The organism is Mesorhizobium sp. M1078 (genome assembly GCF_040318615.1).
Classification (GTDB): domain Bacteria; phylum Pseudomonadota; class Alphaproteobacteria; order Rhizobiales; family Rhizobiaceae; genus Mesorhizobium.
In genome coordinates, this window is sequence record NZ_JAMYMP010000003.1 from 166,838 (window position 1) to 184,005 (window position 17,168).

16 protein-coding genes and 1 pseudogene are annotated in these 17,168 nt (G+C 58.6%); 7 read left to right on the plus strand and 10 right to left on the minus strand.

Annotated features, from left to right (window positions below; all coding sequences use genetic code 11):
- Window positions 1–126 precede the first annotated feature (126 nt).
- Window positions 127–1,014 (plus strand): SDR family NAD(P)-dependent oxidoreductase, encoded by an 888-nt coding sequence (locus tag NKH38_RS07170; protein ID WP_502896599.1) that lies wholly within the window; start codon window positions 127–129, stop codon window positions 1,012–1,014.
- Between the two features lie 192 nt (window positions 1,015–1,206).
- On the opposite strand, the gene NKH38_RS07175 is transcribed toward NKH38_RS07170, so the two are convergent.
- Both NKH38_RS07175 and NKH38_RS07180 read right to left on the minus strand, forming a co-directional pair.
- Window positions 1,207–1,623 carry a response regulator gene (locus NKH38_RS07175; protein WP_023696326.1) on the minus strand — a complete coding sequence of 139 codons (417 nt, stop codon included), beginning with the start codon at window positions 1,621–1,623 and terminating at the stop codon, window positions 1,207–1,209.
- Window positions 1,620–4,727, minus strand: a complete 3,108-nt coding sequence (locus NKH38_RS07180; protein ID WP_023687842.1) for a CheR family methyltransferase — start codon at window positions 4,725–4,727, stop codon at window positions 1,620–1,622. The genes NKH38_RS07175 and NKH38_RS07180 overlap by 4 nt, the downstream gene beginning before the upstream one ends.
- Window positions 4,728–4,885: 158 nt before the next feature.
- On the opposite strand from NKH38_RS07180, the gene NKH38_RS07185 reads away from it, so the two are divergent.
- Both NKH38_RS07185 and NKH38_RS07190 read left to right on the plus strand, forming a co-directional pair.
- Window positions 4,886–5,440, plus strand: a complete 555-nt coding sequence (locus tag NKH38_RS07185; protein WP_050588792.1) for a response regulator — start codon at window positions 4,886–4,888, stop codon at window positions 5,438–5,440.
- A 2-nt stretch (window positions 5,441–5,442) separates the two neighbouring features.
- Window positions 5,443–5,733 carry a hypothetical protein gene (locus tag NKH38_RS07190; RefSeq protein ID WP_031197822.1) on the plus strand — a complete coding sequence of 97 codons (291 nt, stop codon included), beginning with the start codon at window positions 5,443–5,445 and terminating at the stop codon, window positions 5,731–5,733.
- 227 nt (window positions 5,734–5,960) lie between these two features.
- Here the strand turns inward: NKH38_RS07190 and NKH38_RS07195 are convergent, their stop codons facing one another.
- The 4 genes from NKH38_RS07195 to NKH38_RS07210 all read right to left on the minus strand — a co-directional run bounded on the left by NKH38_RS07195 (window position 5,961) and on the right by NKH38_RS07210 (window position 8,461).
- Window positions 5,961–6,224 carry a hypothetical protein gene (locus NKH38_RS07195; RefSeq protein WP_023681159.1) on the minus strand — a complete coding sequence of 88 codons (264 nt, stop codon included), beginning with the start codon at window positions 6,222–6,224 and terminating at the stop codon, window positions 5,961–5,963.
- A 110-nt stretch (window positions 6,225–6,334) separates the two neighbouring features.
- Window positions 6,335–6,499, minus strand: coding sequence for a hypothetical protein (locus NKH38_RS07200; RefSeq protein WP_198026950.1), 165 nt, complete (start codon window positions 6,497–6,499; stop codon window positions 6,335–6,337).
- 65 nt (window positions 6,500–6,564) lie between these two features.
- Window positions 6,565–6,729, minus strand: a complete 165-nt coding sequence (locus NKH38_RS07205) for a hypothetical protein (protein WP_023668056.1) — start codon at window positions 6,727–6,729, stop codon at window positions 6,565–6,567.
- Window positions 6,730–6,973: 244 nt separating this feature from the next.
- Entirely contained in the window at window positions 6,974–8,461 is a 1,488-nt protein-coding gene (locus tag NKH38_RS07210) for an alpha,alpha-trehalose-phosphate synthase (UDP-forming) (protein ID WP_245261363.1), read from the minus strand.
- Window positions 8,462–9,164: 703 nt separating this feature from the next.
- On the opposite strand from NKH38_RS07210, the gene NKH38_RS07215 reads away from it, so the two are divergent.
- Both NKH38_RS07215 and NKH38_RS07220 read left to right on the plus strand, forming a co-directional pair.
- Entirely contained in the window at window positions 9,165–9,635 is a 471-nt protein-coding gene (locus NKH38_RS07215) for a GFA family protein (protein ID WP_352518767.1), read from the plus strand.
- A gap of 182 nt (window positions 9,636–9,817) precedes the next feature.
- Window positions 9,818–10,702, plus strand: a pseudogene (locus NKH38_RS07220) (alpha/beta fold hydrolase).
- Here the strand turns inward: NKH38_RS07220 and ligD are convergent.
- From ligD to NKH38_RS07235, 3 genes are all read right to left on the minus strand, one after another.
- Entirely contained in the window at window positions 10,682–13,324 is a 2,643-nt protein-coding gene (ligD, locus tag NKH38_RS07225) for a DNA ligase D (RefSeq protein WP_352761803.1), read from the minus strand. The pseudogene NKH38_RS07220 and the gene ligD overlap by 21 nt on opposite strands.
- 162 nt (window positions 13,325–13,486) lie before the next feature.
- On the minus strand, window positions 13,487–13,780 hold the full coding sequence (locus NKH38_RS07230; RefSeq protein ID WP_352761802.1) for a hypothetical protein: 294 nt from the start codon (window positions 13,778–13,780) through the stop codon (window positions 13,487–13,489).
- On the minus strand, window positions 13,777–14,001 hold the full coding sequence (locus NKH38_RS07235) for a hypothetical protein (protein ID WP_156933724.1): 225 nt from the start codon (window positions 13,999–14,001) through the stop codon (window positions 13,777–13,779). The genes NKH38_RS07230 and NKH38_RS07235 overlap by 4 nt, the downstream gene beginning before the upstream one ends.
- Before the next feature lie 193 nt (window positions 14,002–14,194).
- Here NKH38_RS07235 and NKH38_RS07240 point away from each other — a divergent pair, with 193 nt between their 5' ends.
- Together NKH38_RS07240 and NKH38_RS07245 are read left to right on the plus strand one after the other, a co-directional pair.
- Window positions 14,195–15,187, plus strand: a complete 993-nt coding sequence (locus NKH38_RS07240) for a YihY/virulence factor BrkB family protein (RefSeq protein WP_023681152.1) — start codon at window positions 14,195–14,197, stop codon at window positions 15,185–15,187.
- A 73-nt stretch (window positions 15,188–15,260) separates the two neighbouring features.
- Complete coding sequence (locus tag NKH38_RS07245) at window positions 15,261–15,557, plus strand: hypothetical protein (RefSeq protein ID WP_352761799.1); 297 nt, start codon at window positions 15,261–15,263, stop codon at window positions 15,555–15,557.
- A 91-nt stretch (window positions 15,558–15,648) separates the two neighbouring features.
- On the opposite strand, the gene NKH38_RS07250 is transcribed toward NKH38_RS07245, so the two are convergent.
- Window positions 15,649–17,049, minus strand: coding sequence for a phospholipase D family protein (locus tag NKH38_RS07250; protein WP_352761797.1), 1,401 nt, complete (start codon window positions 17,047–17,049; stop codon window positions 15,649–15,651).
- Between the last annotated feature and the right edge of the window lie 119 nt (window positions 17,050–17,168).

The window sequence follows — 17,168 nt, forward strand, 5'->3', positions numbered from 1 at the left end:
TGATGCGGCCTCACGGCCGAGACGGGCAAGGCGAGCGACACCTCACTGCAATCACAAGGGAACATTCGCGTCGACGGCCGGTTAGGTGCCACTTCCGTAACGGTCACCTGCCGTCAAAGCGAGCCCATGATGAACCATGACCAGCATGACAATGTACCAGACGCAGCGCGTAGACTTGTCGTCGGAAGCATGGCGGGAGGAATTCTCGCCGCTTATGCTTCCACGGCGTCAGCCGATACGGGAACAGTGCCTGCTAAAGCAGGCCCTGCGAGCCCGATGCTCAAACAGAATCTGGTAACGCAATATCACCAGCCGCCTTTCAAGCCACAGGAACAGAAGTGGCCGGGTTTGGCCAGCAAGATGGTGCCGCGCCCGGATCACGGCGAAACAACCTACAAAGGATCAGGCAGGCTTGCCGGCCGCAAAGCGCTGATAACCGGCGGCGATTCCGGTATTGGTCGTGCGGCGGCGATTGCATTCGCGCGCGAGCGTGCGGACGTTGCTTTCGGCTACCTCCCCGAAGAACAGGAAGACGCCGACGAACTGGTGGACCTAATAAAAGCGGCAGGTCAAAAGGCTTGCCGGCATATCCGCAATGAGGCCTTTTGCAGAAAGCTGGTCGATGAAGCAGCAACGCCCCTCGGCGGTCTCGACATCCTGGTCAGCAACGCTGCCCGCCTCACTCGAGTCCACGGTCCTCAAAAAGGGCCGCCAAGGCCACCGCTCCTTAGGCGTGGTGGGCTTTCAGACTGTCTACAGGAGGAACCAATGGCTGGCGATGAAATAGAAAGAAGGCGACTGCAGATGTTGATCGAACAATATCTGGAGACCCGTAAGCGACGGCACGATTTCGTGTCGATCGCGAATGCCGAACTCGCGATCAAGGCGGTCATGCCGCATTGCCCGGTGTCGAGCGCAGCGTTGGCAGAGATGATTGCCGCTGGCGCCGTCACTTACGGCCTTGGCGTCCTATTCGACGCGAGGAAAACCGAGGGCGAACTGCCCGTTGTTTGATAGGCTCACACGGCTGACCAATCGTCGCGCGGTGGCGAACTTTCGCCCAGCGCTGGAATACGCCAGACCGCGAGCATGTCAATCGTGCCGGCCGGATCGCAGGCACCTGCCGGCGACGCCGTCTCGGGCCTGGACCCGAATGTCGTCGCATATCTGGTGAAAAACCAGTGTCTTTGTCCCACGAGAAGTGCGTTACCGGGCTTCTCGTTGGGTTGGCACCGTTCCGCTGTCCTGGTGTCTTGCCAAAGACGTCGGTTGAACACCGAGCATATTTCGCACGGCCTCGACCAGCGCAGCAGCCCACACGGGTTTTGACAGCATCTTGTGATGACGCAAATCTTGCGGGATGTCGGATGCCGTGTACCCACTGACGAAAACAAACGGAATTCCGCGTTGCGCTAGAAGAGGGACAAGGGCAGCGCTGGTCTCGCCGCCGAGACCAATGTCCAGGACCGCGGCAGATATGACTTCACTCTCGATCAGCTTTTTCGCGCGAGCAACGGACGGCACTGGCCCGGCGATGGCGAAGCCGGCCTCTTCCAGAATTGCGCGGTGCTCCTCCGCGACCAGCCATTCATCTTCGACGATAAGGATACGAGATGCAGTCACGTTTCGCTCTCCCGATGATCAAACGGAAACTCAATCCGCAAGCTCAAACCATCGGAACCGAAAGATGTTTCAAAATTTCCGCCAAGCCGATACTCAATTTCGCCTTTTACCAGCGAAAGACCAAATCCCGTCTTCTCAGGTGGAGTGACAGCGGGACCGCCGCTTTCTAACCATTCGAGCTGAAAACCGTGATCCGACGCCGACCAAGTCACGGACACCACGCCGTTTGGCACGGACAAGGCGCCATATTTTCCAGCATTCGTGGCAAGTTCATGGATCACCATGCCAAGCGACAGGCCCTGCTGAGGCTTGAGCCGAATGTCCTCGCCTGTGGTGTTGATGCGTTCCAGCCCGAACGGCTCGACTTCCTGCCGCACGATTTCCTCTACCGAGACCTCTTTCCAGCTTTCGCGCGAGAGCACTCCGTAGGCCCGCGCCATGGCGCGCAGGCGACCGATGAGCGCTTCGGCGAAAGCCTCCGAAGAGGGAGCATTTTTCAGGGTCTGACTGGCAATGCTGACCGTAACGGCCAGCATGTTCTTGACCCGATGATTGAGTTCCGAGATCAATACCCGCTGGTGGGCTTCGGCTTCAGCCATGGTCGTCACATCGACAAAGGTCACCACCACACCTTGGATTTTCCGCACGCTGTCGCGGTAGGGGATCAGCCGCACGAGATAGTGGATGCCGTCGCTATCGCGCGGTAGCTGGTGCTCGATCATCTCGCCGGCCCTGAAAACCTGCGCGATATGGTCGCGCAGGTGCGGATAATCGAGCCGGCTGGCAAGATCGGTAAGCGGTCTTCCGATGTCGGTCGGCAGCAAATTGAAGAACGAAGACGCCGCCGGCGTGAAGCTGCGGATAACCAGCTTGGTATCGAGAAAAACAGTCGCGATCTGTGTGCTCTCGAACAGGTTCTTCAGATCGCTGTTGGCACGATCGAGATCCTCGATCTTGGAAACCAGTTCGGCATTGATGGTGTTCAATTCCTCATTGAGGGACTGCATTTCTTCCTTGGAGGCCTCAAGCTCCTCATTGGAGGACTGGGCTTCTTCGTTGACCGAGACGAGTTCCTCATTGGAAGATTTCAACTCCTCCAATGCGGTCTCATATTCTTCGATCGTCGATTGCAGGCGCTCGCGCGTATCGCGGAGTTCGCGCTCGAAATCAGCAATCCCGGATGGCTGACGAACCTTTAGAGCCTCCAGCCGCGGCTGCGGCTGGCCCACCGGTTCGAACAGGACGAGAAACAGCGGCTCGCCGCTGCCGCGATCAACCAAGGGCTCGATCGTCAATGTGACGAACTGGACCCGATCTTCATCTTCTTCAATGGCTATCGCTTCGCGCACAACCGTGCGCCGGCCTTCGGCCGCTTCCCGCAAAGCGCCGCGCAGTTCCAGACGCAGGCCGCTGCGTGCCATTGTGAGCAATTGTCTGCTCGGCACCCCTTGCGGCGGCTCGAGATATTTGCCGGTTCTGACCGAGTAATAGACGACATCTCCATCACCATTGATGACGACATGGGCCGGAGCGTAGCGTTCGAGAACATGGGCTTCAACGGTTTGCCTTAGGGAATAAGACAAGCCGCGGCGGGCATGAGTGTCATTGGCGCTGGAAAAGTTGCTTGCAGGCGCAGCATTCAACAAGATCGGCAGCCGCGGCGGCGCCGTATGTTCTCGTGCCTTGAATATCCGTTGTTTCTTGTCGACCGGTGCAAACAGATCGGCATGCTGGCTTATGCTCTCGGAGGTGCCAAGGAACAGATAGCCGCCGGGCTTCAGCGAATAGTGGAAGGTCGGAATAACCTGCTTTTGCACATCGGGGCCGAAATAGATCAGCAGGTTCCGGCACGACACCATGTCCATGCGCGAGAAGGGTGGATCGCGGATGACGCTGTGCGCCGAGAAGATGCAGAGATCACGTACGCTCTTGCTCAAGATGAAACTTGTGCCGTCATTGCTGAAGAAGCGTTCGCGACGTTCAGGCGAAACGCCCGCAAGCAATGACTCCGGATAGCGCGCCGAACGTGCGATGCCCAACGCCGCGTCATCGATGTCCGTGGCGAAAATCTGGATGCGCGGCACAGCCGAAAGTGTATCCATATGCTCGCGCATCAGCATTCCGATCGAGAAGACTTCCTCGCCGGTTGCGCAGCCGGGCACCCAGACGCGGATCGTATCGTTGGCGTCCTTGCCTTCGAAAAGTTTGGGGATGACGGTTTCTTCCAGGGTCTTGAAAGCGTCCGTGTCGCGGAAGAAATTTGTCACGTTGATCAGCAGGTCGCGAAACAGCGACCGCACTTCCTCCGCATTTGAACGAAGCAACTCTATATAGGCATCGATCGCGGTGTTCTGCGTTATTTGCATGCGTCGCCTGACGCGACGCAAGAACGTCTTGGCCTTGTAGCCCGAGAAATCATGTCCCGAATGGCTGCGCAGGATCGCGTAGATTTCCTCCTGGCCCTTGCGGAGTTTCAAAGCACTGGCCTTGCCATCGTCAGCTTCAAGCTCGTCGAGCAGTTCAAAGCTATGGGCAAATTCCATGAGTTTCGCACCCATCTCATCGGCCGGGATGGCGATATCGATCAGACCGGAACTGATCGCGCTGCGCGGCATGTCGGGATTGCTCGGACCCGACTCGTCGGAGAGTTGCGCCAGCGTCAGGCCGCCATGCTCCTTGATTGCCTTGATGCCCAACGTACCGTCGGAATCGCCGCCCGACAGGACGACGCCGACGGCGTATTCGCCCTGATCCTCGGCCAGCGCGCTGAAAAAGATATCGATGGGCTTGCGCTCCCTGGACACCGAATTCGGTTGGCGCAGCTTTAGGCTGGAATTTTCGATGGTGAGGATCGCGTTGTGCGGCATCACGTAGACGGTGTCAGGATGGATATCCATTGCATCTTCAGCGACACGAACCGGAATTCCGGTGTAAAGCGCAATCACTTCGTGCAGCAGACTTTCCCGTTCCGGGCTGAGATGCGTGACGATCACGAACGCCATCCCGCTCGAAGACGGCATCCCGCGAAAAAATCCCTCCATGGCGGCAATGCCGCCCGCAGAGGCGCCAATACCGACTATGGGGAACCTCGGCAGCTTTTGCATCAATTGTCCTGCTTCAGTGAAATGCAACGCGGCAGCGCTGATTTCGATCCAATGTGTAAACCGTTCCTGGTCGAATTCCCATCCCGCACCGCCGATAGCCACGGAACCGATGGACGCGACCGCCGTTTAAAGCCCGGAGGGCTGCTATGTTATTAGGCATGCGAATTCTGCTCGTCGAGGACGAATTCTTGCTGGCAAGCGAACTTGCCTCTTATTTCAGCGATTGTGGGGCGACCGTTTTGGGGCCGGTGTCGTCAGTCAGCCGGGCTCGACGATATATCGATTCAGCGGACGGGGCGGTGCTGGACATCGACCTCAACGGTGAGACTGTTTTTCCCCTCGCCGATGAGCTGACGGACAGAGGCATCCCGTTCGTATTCTTCTCCGGAAACGATCAGATCACCCTACCGGAGCGGTTCCGGTACACCCAAAACCTCTCCAAGCCGGCCGGGTTCAGGACGGTTGCCGGGATCCTCGCCGCGCAATCAACAGCGCTTGGTGAAGACAACGTTTTCCGCGCTCTTCCAAAACTGAGGCTGTCCGCGCGGCTGTTGTTAGGCGACCCACAAGCGGCCGATCGCCTCGTGGAACGGACATTGAAGGCGGCGCTGGAGGAGCGGTTGTCGACGCGGCATGACCTTCCCTTGAGCGAATGGCTCAATACACTCATGGAGGAGGTGCTCCGCAACGACAGGTCTGGCATCATGAATTAAGATTGTCCGATAGTTTGCCGCAGGCCGCCCTGTCGACCGCCCCCGCTACGGTACCCCTCCCCAAGAGCGCTTCGCTTCGTCTTGCAAATACGGCCGCATTCCTGCTAGAAATCCTCGTGGCCAAACCTCCGCAAACCAAACCTGACTCATTCCGCGATCCTGTTGAGGGCGACGCACTCGCAGCGCTGCTCGACGAAATCGCGGAAGAGGAAACACCTGAACGGCTGTTGAAGCTCGCCCTTGAGCTGCAGCAGCAACTGCTGTTGTCAAAGCAGCTGAAAAATCCCAACTGAACGGCCTGCAGCTAGGCATCTTGATTTGCCTCGAGTTCCACGATGGCGTCATCGCCTCGTTCGCCAGACCCATGCTGCTGCGGTAATCTGTCTGCGCTCGATGTGGGCGAAACCCAGTCTCAATAGCTCAGCGGTTCCTGCGCCCAGAAAAAGGCCCTGATCCCATCACGACGCCGATGAGACGACCAGGAAGATCAGGGCCAACTTGGGTCGCAGCCCAAGGTCGATCACTGCTGCCCTGGCATCTCGGTATTTTCTTGCGGGTTCTTTTTAACGCCGGGCGCGGGTGATGTCTCGGCGGGGGCATTGCCGCCTTGGTTCTGTTCCGGGGTGCGCTTTACTGGCGATGTCTGCCACGATCCGCCTGAAAGGGGTATGAACACAAAGAAGGCTAGCAGGGCGACGAAGATCACAGCCGCAATGACGACGCCCCACCCGAGTACATTTCGGGTGCCACGCTGTTCTTCCTTCCGGGACACATGCTCCGTCATCACTGGACTCCTTTGTGTCGTTCGATGAGGTACAAATTTATCGTGCAGATCGACCGCACGGTCTGCTCTTCCCAGGCGCCGGCCACCGGCACAGCTGAAGAAAGCTGAAGCTAATCTTCTCCAGCTTTTCGGCTGCCTGGTTTGGCGATCCGCTTTGGCGTTTCCGGCACTGCCGGTTTCTGCTCGGGTGCAGGCGGATTGACCGCCTCATGCGCCAAACGGGCTTTGCGCAATCGCGCCGTTTTCTCTTCCCGCGCTTTACGCTCGGCTTCCATTACTCCTTGTGCGTAGAGGGTGGCTCGTGCGTCTCTGTCGTTTGCGGATCCACTGGCCGCCATAGTCAGCCCTCCGCCTTGTAATTTCTTGCTTCCTTCTTGGCGCCGTCTTTGCCGTGCTCGGCTGCAAGCTCTTTGGCCTGCCCAGGTGACACGTCGGTGACTTCGGCCAACTTGATTGCCTCTTTTTCAGAGAGATCACTGTCCTTTCGCGTGGGGTTCCTTGTCATCGCAGATCTCCTATCAGAGCCCAAACGACCGGACCGGCGGTGTGTTCCGTGGAACCTTCGATAGTCCACCGATTGAGGCGGGCTATCGCGCTTCCGGTAACGAGCGAAAAGTTTCTGATGCGGGCTGACAAGGTACTGATCAGCTTCAAGGCCTCTCGAACTGCTAGGCAAGCCGGGTTATGGCCGGGCTATGACCGTGTGGGACGCGTGACACACGGACGGATTCAGGCATCGATGCCAGGCGCTAGTTCTCGCCCGCGAGCGTGGCGAGAAATGACCGCCGCCATTCTGCTGCGTCATTGCGCGTGATGCGCTTGAGCAGTGCACTATGCCTTGCAATTCTTTCCTCAAGCGGCATCGCGAGCGCTTTTGCGATCGCGTCAGCAACCTCGTCGACCGCATACGGGTTCACGATCAAGGATTCGGCAAGTTCTTCGGCCGCACCCGCAAAACGCGACAATACCAGCACTCCGGGATCGGCTTCGTCCTGCGCGGCTATGTATTCCTTGGCGACGAGGTTCATTCCGTCACGCAGGGGCGTGACCAATCCGACCTGGCTAGCGCGCAACAGGCCAGCAAGCCGAGAGCGTGATACGGCACGGTGGATGTAGCGGATCGGGGTCCAAGCCAAATCCGCGTATCTTCCGTTGACCGCGCCGGCGGTTGCCTCGAGCTGGGCCCGGATGTCGGCATAGGCGCTGACCTCCTCGCGCGTCGGCGACGCAATCTGCAAATATGTTGCCGCCCGCTCGTGTTCCGGATGCCTTTCCAAAAGACGCGCGAAAGCCTGCATGCGGCCGGGGAGACCCTTGGAGTAGTCCAGCCGATCGACGCCGATGATTTGCTTGAGGCCCAGAATCTGGCGGCGCATGGAATCGATCTGCACATCCTCCGCCGCCTCATTGGCCATGCGTGCGATTGAATCGACGTCGATGCCTATCGGAAAACACCTCGATAACACCGTGCGGCCGTTCATCTCAGCCGAACCATTGATATCAAAAGTAATGGAGTTGGCCGCCTGCACTGAGCGCCGGAAATTCCCCACGTCCGTTTCGGTCTGGAATCCCACGACGTCATACTGAAGCAGATCATCGATGAGTTCTTCATGGTCGGGCGTGGCTACAAACAGGTCAGGCGGCGGGAAGGGTATGTGAAGAAAGAAACCGATCCGATTCCGGACTCCCAGCCGCCGCAACTGGGCGGCCAAGGGGATAAGGTGGTAGTCGTGAACCCACACCAGGTCGTCGTTGCCCGACAGCAGTCCTGCGAGCGCCTTCGCGAACCGCGCATTGATCTGCCGGTAGGCGTGTAGAAACTCTGCCCGGTGGTTCACCAGGTCGAGTCGGTAATGAAAAAGCGGCCACAGCGTGCTGTTGGCATAGCCATTGTAATAGAGCGAATACTCCTCATACGGCAGGGTAAGCGCAGCCGTCTCGATCTTTCCCACGCGTTCCAAGCGGATTAGCGGTTCGTCGCTCGCGGCGTAGTCCTGATACTCGGCGCTTGCTCCTAGCCACAGGCCTCCACGCTCGGCCAACGCATCCCCGATGCCTACAGCAAGTCCGCCGGCTTGCGACAGATCGCGAATGTTCCCCAGCCTGTTCGAGACGACAACCAGACGACGCGGGATGGCGCGATCGCCAGTTGGCTCCCCACCTACGGCGTCGCGCTCAAGAGGGTCACCAACCGTTTGCGAAGCCTCGTTGAGAATTTCATCCGGTCGCTGCAACAAGAGCAAATCCTGAGCGTGAAGATCGCTTGGGGAACGGTCCGCGCGTGCGATTGTTCCCGACGTAAGTGTCCAGCCGGATTCGCTGGTTCTCGGCCCGCTCGGGCGCCTTTTTCAGCGGCTCTCGCAGGATCGTCGTCGGACACACCGGTGATGAGACCCCGATCCAGCACGCCGAGCAGCCGCTTTGGCGACGGCCGGACTTACCGCTTTGGTATTCATGCTGCCGGATCCCCTGCCCTGTCATATCAACTCCCCACCTTGGCAAAAGCCCCAAGTGACCAAACCGTCAGTCCACCTCGATTACCTTGCGCGTCGGCTTTCGTTGGCGGGGCGGCTGCTTTGCGGCTACGGGCGCGGGCGGGGTCTGCGCTATCGATGCCTCCAACAACTGTCGCTGTTCTCTAAGCCGCGCCGTCTTGGCTTCCCTGGCATGCCGCTCCGCTTCCAACAGCACCTTGGCTTCTCGATCCGCCCTCTCGATCTTTTCCCTGTCGACGCGTCGTGTTTTCAAGGTCGCCTCCTTTGGTCAGACGGCGAACAAAGTGCGGACCTGAAAAAATGTTCCCAACAAATTAAGGCCTGATCTGCCTCAAATGATATTGACCAGCAGCCCGCCGGTTGCGCGCATCTGCGGCTCTGTGACGTCCAAAGGAACTGCTTGCCGTCCGCGGCGTTACGCCACCACGCTGGCCGGAAGATTACCATGGACGACAAACCCCGAACGACGGTCAGAAAACCGGCCCGGATTGATCGAGGGCATTGCTTTTGCGGAGCCATCACAGCTGAATTCAGTGGCGATCCCTTTTGGATTTGTTTCGACCACGACGATGACTGCCGACGAGCGATCGGCAGCCCACTGACGATCTGGATTGGCTATCGTCCAGATCAGGTCGATTGGCTCGGCTCCAAACCAAAAACATTTTCGAAAACCAGGGGCGTCGTGCGCTCCTTCTGTTCGGAATGTGGCACCTCGATTGGGTACACCGATGAAGGCTTGCCAAATGAGTTCTACATCTCGATCGGATTCATGGACGCGCCCGAGAAGTACCATCCCCAAGCCCAGGCCTATTGGGAAATGCGGCTGCCGTTTATCAGGATGGATGACGGTTTGCCTCGCGTCGAGGGCTACACCCGGGCGCGCGACCCCGCCCTGGGCAATCCCAGAGACCGGTGAGGCAGGAGGCTGGATCTCGGGCGTCGTACCTGCAAGCCAGCGCCAGGGCTGGCGGAACGGCGGCCGAACCATTGGAATGAGAGAGATCTCCAAACGGACAAATGCCCGAAACCAATTTCACCGGCGTGGGTTGAAGATGGACATGCGGGACTTGTTTTCACAGTCTGACGACAAAGAAGCGGATGTTTGAAGGATTCAAGCTAGAGACCGTGGATCTGCCCGAGTCCTCACTGCGAGTCAGGTATGGAGGTTCAGGCCCGCCGCTTCTTTTGCTGCATGGCCATCCTCGGACGCACGTTACCTGGCACCGGGTAGCCCCACTTCTCGCCGCCGACCACACAGTTGTCTGCCCCGATCTGAGGGGCTTTGGCCAGTCCTCGGTACCGGCGGACGCCGTGGACCATGCTGGATCCTCCAAGCGTGCCAAGGCCAGGGACTGCATTGCTCTCATGGGACATCTCGGCTTTCGCCGGTTTGCCATCGCAGGCCATGACCGCGGCAGCTACACAGCGTTCCGAACAGCCATGGATCACCCGTCGGCGATCAGCCATCTGATCGTCATGGACAGCGTCCCTATCCTGGAAGCCCTCGAACGCTGCGACGCCCGCTTTGCGAAGCTCTGGTGGCATTGGTTCTTTTTCGCACAGCCGGACAAGCCCGAACGCGCAATCATGGCCGATCCTGACGCATGGTATGGCGGCTCAGCCGAGTCCATGGGGGCTGAGGCCTATATCGACTACAAGGACGCAATCCACGATCCGAATGTTGTTCACGGCATGCTTGAAGACTATCGGGCAGGTCTGGCCATCGACCAATAGCACGATGGCGACGACAGGAAAGCTGGTCTCCGGGTCGCGTGCCCGACCTTGGCGCTCTGGTCCGCCCGCGATGACCTTGAGGCACTCTACGGCAACGTGCTCGATGTTTGGCGACCCTGGACCACCGAACTGAAGGGCCAACCGATCGAAAGCGGACATCATATGGCCGAAGAAGCAGCCGACGCGGTAGCCGCAGCCGTCATCGCGTTCTTGCGCGAACCGACGTCGTCATGCGGCGAGCTTGGCTGAACCAATCCGTTTGATGGCACTGCTGATCGACCGTTCGCCATCGTCGTAGTCAGCCCAGGCGACGGTCTTTTTCAGGTGGCCCGGGACCGTGCGAACGGTGTATTTTTTCGGATCGAGATCCGCCTTCACCTGACTCCAGGTCAGCGGCATGGATACAGTCGCGCCTTCCCTGGCGCGAGGGGAGAGAGGGGCGACGGCTGTCGCCATGCGATCATTCCTGAGATAGTCGAGAAAAATCCGGGATGTCCGCAGCTTCTTGGCCATGTTGACGAGGTAGAGATCCGGGCTGTCTGCCGCCATCTGGATGCAGACGGCCTTTGCGAAGGCCTTGGCCTCGGCCCATGTCGTCTTGCTGCGTTGGGCCGCCAATGGCGTCACGACATGCAAGCCTTTGCCGCCCGTGGTTTTGCAGAAGCTCACCAAGCCCAGATCTTCGAGACGATCGCGCATTTCCTTGGCAGCCGCGACCACCTTCGCAAAAGGGACTTCCGGACCAGGGTCAAGGTCGAAGACAAGTCGGCCAGGTATTTCGGGATGACCCGGCTGGCAATTCCAGGGGTGAAGCTCAAGGCCGCCTATCTGGGCGATCGCGGCCAGACCCTCGACGCGGTCGATTTGCAGATACGGTTTGTGATCGCCGAAGACTTTCACCAGTTCCAGCAGATTGGATGTGCCTGGCATTGCGTGGCGCTGGAAAAACTGCTCGCCGGCGTAGCCATCCGGCGCGCGCACGAGTGAACAGGGACGACCTTTGATATGTCTGATCATCCAGGGGCCAACGGTCTCGAAATATTCTGCAAGATCGAGCTTGTCGACGGGCTGACCGTCGCCGGCATTCGGCCAAAGCGGCTTGTCCGGCTTGGAAATGATGACGCCCATGACAACCGGGCTTTTTCCTGTCTTGCCAGTCACCTTGGCAGGGTCGGCAATCGGCGTCTCTTGAGGATCAGCTGGACGCTCGGCCTCGACGTCTTTTGCGGGCTTGTCTTCACGCAGGCCTTTGAAGGCGGCCTGCCGGATATTGCCACCCCCGGTCCAGCCGGCGAACTCGATTTCCGCGACCAATTCCGGCTTCGTCCAGAAGACGGTTGAATTCCTTTTCGGTGCGCCATCGCCGGTAAACGGCGACGTCGCGGCTTTCATCTCCTGCAGCCTGGGCATCAGCTGCTTGACCTTTGCCTCGCTGAACCCGGTCCCCACACGGCCGATATAGGCGAAATGTTCACCGCGATTGACGCCGACGAGCAATGACCGGAATTTGCCGTTGGTCGTCGACCAGCCGCCGATGACCACCTCATGCCCGGCGCGGCATTTCGATTTTGCCCAGGTGTCGGTCCTCCCCGAAACATAGGTCGCATCGGCCTTTTTGGAGACAATCCCCTCAAGCGACAGGCGACAGGCAGAACGCAGCACCGCGTCGCCGCCATTGCTGAAGTGCTCGACATAGCGGATGAGATTTTGCTCGCCGCGATCGACTTCGCCGAGCATCTCGCTCAGACGTTCCTTCCGTTGTGAGAGAGGCATCTTTCGCAGATCGACGCCATTTGCGAAGAGCAGGTCAAAGGCAAAGTAGATCAGGTCCTTCGTCCGGCGCTCCGACAGCGCTGCCTGCAGTGCGGCAAAATCGGGCGCGCCGTTCTCGCCAAGCGCTACGATCTCGCCGTCGATGATGACGTTGGGAAGACTGGCGGCCTCCTTTGCGATGGCGCCAAATTTCTCCGTCCAGTCAAGACCCTTGCGGGTCCTAAGCGCGATGTCCTTGTCTTCCACGCGCAACTGGACGCGATAACCGTCAAACTTGATTTCGTGAACCCAGTTCGTCCCGGCCGGCGGCCGGGAGAGCGTCGCGCAAAGCTGTGGTGGGATGAAGTCGGGCATCTTCGCCGCTGAGGCACCAGCGGCTCGCTTCGGCCGCGGAGCAGGCTTTGCCGACCTGGCGGCGCGCTTGTCGGCATGGCCGCGCTTGCTGTCCCAAACGGCATCCGCATCGGCCAACGATGAACCTTTCATCATGAACGGCTTCGGACCTGCCCCCTTCCCCGCTGCAATCCTCTCCATGCTCCGACCCGAGGCGACGGATCGATCCTGAGCCAGCACCGCATCGCCATTGCCCTCTGTCGCGTATTTGTCGCGGTGTTTGATCAGCAGCCAGTTGGTCCGCTTCCCGCCATTGCGGTCATGCTTCATGCGCACTAGGACGAAACTTCCATGCAGGCGCTTGCCCTGCAGCGTGAATTTCAGGTCGCCTTTTTCCAACGCCTTTTCGGGAGACATGGCGCCTTCCGGTTCCCAATATCCGCGATCCCACAACTGCACCGTGCCGCCACCATATTGTCCTTTGGGAATCGTGCCTTCGAAGTCGCCGTACTCCAGCGGGTGATCCTCAACCTCCACGGCAAGTCGTTTGTCGTGAGGATCCAGTGATGGACCTTTGGTCACAGCCCATGATTTGAAGACCCCGCCAAGCTCGAGGCGAAGATCATAGTGCAGCCGCGTGGCCGCGTGTTTTTGGATGACGAACCGGAGTCGGTTCGAACCCGCAATCGAGCTTTCGCCGCTGGGCTCTTTCGTCTTCGCGAAATCCCTTTTGGCCCGGTAGGTTGAAAGCTCGCCCGTTTTCATGGAAGTGCCCCGACTAATGACGCAACGCCGGGACTCAACGCAGTGGGTGAGATTTGGTTCGGTTCATAGCCGAGACGACGCCGATGCTGCTTTTCCGCTTAAGAGTGGCATCGGCGTCAAATGAGGCCTTCACGGAGACTACAGGTGTCGTCACCGCTGACGTTAAGGTTCCTTGGTTTGCCCAACCATTTTTGCAAGCTCTGAAAATGGTGGGATGTCCAGTTCGCCTTGCGCGTTGTTTGCGATCTGCAGAAGCCGGATCGGGAAGCAGATCGCGTCACGGTTGGCCGGTGACATGTCTTCGTAGGTCCGCTCGTCATTTGTCATGGACGCCTCTGCCTTTCGCAGGGCGGTATCGATCTCGTCAATTGACAGCAGACCTTTGTGAACGAGCAGGTTGTTGATTGACGCGACCGCCATCATCAACCCTTCAAGCTGAAGATTGGCAACGTTCATGGCTTGACCGTGTTTCCGCCGCCCGGCCTCGCCGGGGCGTTCTGGCCATCGGATTGGTGCGTCTTGTCATCCACCTCATTGACTGGCCGCGTCAGACCGACCCCACTCTTGGGTTTCTTGTTGCCGGCCGCATCCTGAGAGAACGCATCCGAAGGATCAGGACCTGTTCTAGCCGGGTACTTCGTTGCGCCGGTCTCGCGATGGTTTTCATTATCAGGCATTTTTGATCACTCCAATCGGATGACCGATAACCATTACGAGCCCGGCGAGTTCCGGCGCCGCATGGAACATTTCTGGCCGTTCGTGCAGAGACAAGCGGGCGTGTCTCGGCAATCGCGCCTCGCGCACTGGCGGCAGGTCTCGCTTTCGTTGCCGACAGCACTAGGTTGCTCGTTGAGGTAAAAGGAATTCCCCATGCGGGTGGCACGCGAGGCCTGGGTTCTTGGCAAGGAGAGCATCCTCGGATTCATCAACGACAATGCCCTCAGCCACGGTGCGGCGATGGCGTTCTATGCCGTTACGTCCCTGGCCCCGATCTTGTTGATCGTTGTTGCGATTGCTGGACTTGTCTTTGGGCATGAAGCAGCTCAACTCGCTCTGTCGGCCGAAATCGCAGGCGTGATGGGATCGCAAACCGGCGACCTTCTGCGCAGCACCATCGAAAGCGCTTCTCACAGAACCGCCGGCACTCTTGCCACCTTGGTGGGCATCGTCACCCTCTTCGTGACAGCCTCCGGGGTGTTTGGCGAAATGCAGCTTTCGCTCAACACAATCTGGAAGATTGACCCACCACCCATGTCTGTGTCGCGATTGGTGCGGGCGCGGGCGGCCAGCCTGGGTCTGGTTGCAGCGTTGGGATTTCTACTGCTTGTGTCGTTGGCGGCGAGTGCCGCCATTTCCGCGCTTGGCGCTGTCATCAACGCCCATCTGCCGTTCGGCACGATCATTCTCGCGTCGATAAACGGCATTGTATCATTCGTGCTGATTTCCGCTCTGTTTGCCGCGATCTTCAAGATCCTGCCGGACCGGTCGCTCGCTTGGCGCGATGTCGCAATTGGCGCGGCAGTGACCGCTTTGCTCTTCACCATCGGCAAGTCGCTGATTGGCTGGTATATCGGAACCAGCGCGATCGCATCCTCCTATGGCGCGGCGGGTGCACTGCTGGTCGTGCTGCTTTGGGTTTACTATTCGTCTGAGATATTCCTGCTCGGCGCCGAGTTCACGCGGGCCTATTCCGTCCGTCTCGGCAGTCGGTCCGACCTTCAACCGATAGTGGAGGCAGAGAGCCCGTCGCGACAGACATCGAACCCTGGGCCAACCATCCAGCGCGAGGTGCAGGCCTGGATTGTGATCACGGGTTTGCTGACCTTCGTGGCGACACGGGTCTGGCCATCGCGGCGATCTTAGCTGCTTCCCACCAATTCTGTTTCTTTGGAACGCAACCCGGACACCGGAATTGCATAGGAACAGGAGGTTGCCCATGCCAAAATTCCACTTTGAGACGACAGTATCCGGCCAGACTACCGCTCTCGAGGAAGAGCTAGCGAGTGCGGAGATGGCCAGTCCGAGAGCAATAGAGATGGCGCGCGTAGCGGTGGCGGCGGATCCTGGGTCAGGAACCAAGCAATCGGGATCGACTATCAAGGTCTACGATGAAGCCGGATACCTGGTCGCCACAGTCAATTTTTCCGACGTGTTGCCGAGTGATCCGGACGCCGGACAGCATGGGATTGGCGATGCGGTTGTCGAAGAACCGGGTGTGATGCGGTCTGGCTGACCCGTGGTAGATCAGGGTTTCACGTTTCGCTCACGTGATCCCCGGCAGGGCAATTTGCTGAGATCGCGAGGTCCTCGGCCATCGTCGGATGCTAGAGCTGAGATTCGATCGGGAGGTGACGGACGAAGACCGCCAGGATACGGCGAAAAAATCCGGCTTCTGGTTCATGCGTATAGTCCTGAATCTTGCCTTCGCCGCATCCATGCCAATGCAGGACATTGTGTTTCAGTTCGAGCCGATAGCTTGTTTCCGGAGATATTTCCGATTGGAATCGATGCCGCAGCTCGGCGACCATTTTCGGATCCTCAAACAGAACGCCCATTTCCGAATTCAAGGACACTGACCGTGGATCGAAATTGAAGGAACCAACAAAGCCGATATTGTCGTCGACGGTGAAAGCTTTCGTATGCAGACTGGCGCCCTTCGAGCCAAACACCGAGATTGCCGAGCGCCGGATGAACGGCTGAAGCTCGAAAATTTTGACGCCATTCCTCAGCAGCCGCTTGCGATAGTTTGCGTAAGCGCCATGGACTGCGGCCACGTCGGTAGCGGCCAGGGAGTTGGTCAGAACCGAAACGTCAACACCGGCGCCGACAAGGTCCAGCAAGATCGCTGTGCCCCTTTTGCCGGGGATGAAATAGGGCGACACAATTTCCAGACACCCGCGCGTGGATTGGATGATCGGACGCAGCTCTTTCATAAGCCAGCTGCGACGTCTCCAACCACGAACCTTCTCCGGCGGATCGGAAATGACCCGCACGCCATCCACCCAATGAACGTCGTTGCTGGCCGCAATAAACTCCGTGATCGAGCCCCGGTTGCCGATGCCGTTCAGGAATTTGGGATCGGGGCCGGTATCGCTTCCTTCAAGCCATTTGGCATGCTCATGCTCAGCCACTGATCCCAAGGTTTTGATTGGCTTGGCTTCATTGCAAGCCCAGAAGGCATCGAATATCGCCGCGGTTTGCCGTACCGCAGGCCCCAGGAGCAGCAGATCGAGGTCCCGGAAATTGGTTTCTGCCGCATCGAAATAGGCATCGCCAACATTCCGACCGCCGACAATGGCAAATTTGTCGTCAACGATCCAAGCCTTGTTGTGCATCCGTCGCGTCAATGCAAAGAGCCGCAACAGCACTTCCACACCACGCATGATCCGGCCGCGCCTGATACCGCTCGGATTGAACAACTTCAATTCGATGTTTGGATGGTTGTTCAGCGCCAGATATGCCGCGTCATTTTTACGCGGATTGACGTCGTCAAGGAGCATGCGCACCCGAACACCGCGCTCAGCAGCTCGAAAAACCTCGCGAAGCAGCAAGCGGCCGGTGTGGTCATCATGCCAAAGGTAATACATCAGGTCGAGGCTGCGCTCAGCGCTCCTTGCCGCCAGCACGCGCACAGCGAAAGCGTCATAATTGTCCGAGACAAGCAGCAAGCCGCTCTTGCCGGTTTTGATGTTGTCGTCTGCGGTTCGCGAAAGTGATACGTCCATAAAAATTGCCACCTTTGGACGGCGCTCGCTGCCATCCCGCTCAAATCATAGCTAGAACCATTCTGAGGTATTCTGGTTGCATACGCAGCGTCCAATCACCCAATTGCTGGATGCAAGCA

Bases quoted from the DNA above. Each gene is read 5' to 3' on its own strand.
- NKH38_RS07170 (WP_502896599.1), top strand. From the start codon at position 127: ATGATGAACCATGACCAGCATGACAATGTACCAGACGCAGCGCGTAGA.
- NKH38_RS07180 (WP_023687842.1), bottom strand. From the start codon at position 4,727: ATGCAAAAGCTGCCGAGGTTCCCCATAGTCGGTATTGGCGCCTCTGCG.
- NKH38_RS07185 (WP_050588792.1), top strand. From the start codon at position 4,886: ATGCGAATTCTGCTCGTCGAGGACGAATTCTTGCTGGCAAGCGAACTT.
- NKH38_RS07195 (WP_023681159.1), bottom strand. From the start codon at position 6,224: ATGACGGAGCATGTGTCCCGGAAGGAAGAACAGCGTGGCACCCGAAAT.
- NKH38_RS07200 (WP_198026950.1), bottom strand. From the start codon at position 6,499: ATGGAAGCCGAGCGTAAAGCGCGGGAAGAGAAAACGGCGCGATTGCGC.
- NKH38_RS07205 (WP_023668056.1), bottom strand. From the start codon at position 6,729: ATGACAAGGAACCCCACGCGAAAGGACAGTGATCTCTCTGAAAAAGAG.
- NKH38_RS07215 (WP_352518767.1), top strand. From the start codon at position 9,165: ATGGACGACAAACCCCGAACGACGGTCAGAAAACCGGCCCGGATTGAT.
- ligD (WP_352761803.1), bottom strand. From the start codon at position 13,324: ATGAAAACGGGCGAGCTTTCAACCTACCGGGCCAAAAGGGATTTCGCG.
- NKH38_RS07230 (WP_352761802.1), bottom strand. From the start codon at position 13,780: ATGAACGTTGCCAATCTTCAGCTTGAAGGGTTGATGATGGCGGTCGCG.
- NKH38_RS07235 (WP_156933724.1), bottom strand. From the start codon at position 14,001: ATGCCTGATAATGAAAACCATCGCGAGACCGGCGCAACGAAGTACCCG.
- NKH38_RS07240 (WP_023681152.1), top strand. From the start codon at position 14,195: ATGCGGGTGGCACGCGAGGCCTGGGTTCTTGGCAAGGAGAGCATCCTC.
- NKH38_RS07245 (WP_352761799.1), top strand. From the start codon at position 15,261: ATGCCAAAATTCCACTTTGAGACGACAGTATCCGGCCAGACTACCGCT.
- NKH38_RS07250 (WP_352761797.1), bottom strand. From the start codon at position 17,049: ATGGACGTATCACTTTCGCGAACCGCAGACGACAACATCAAAACCGGC.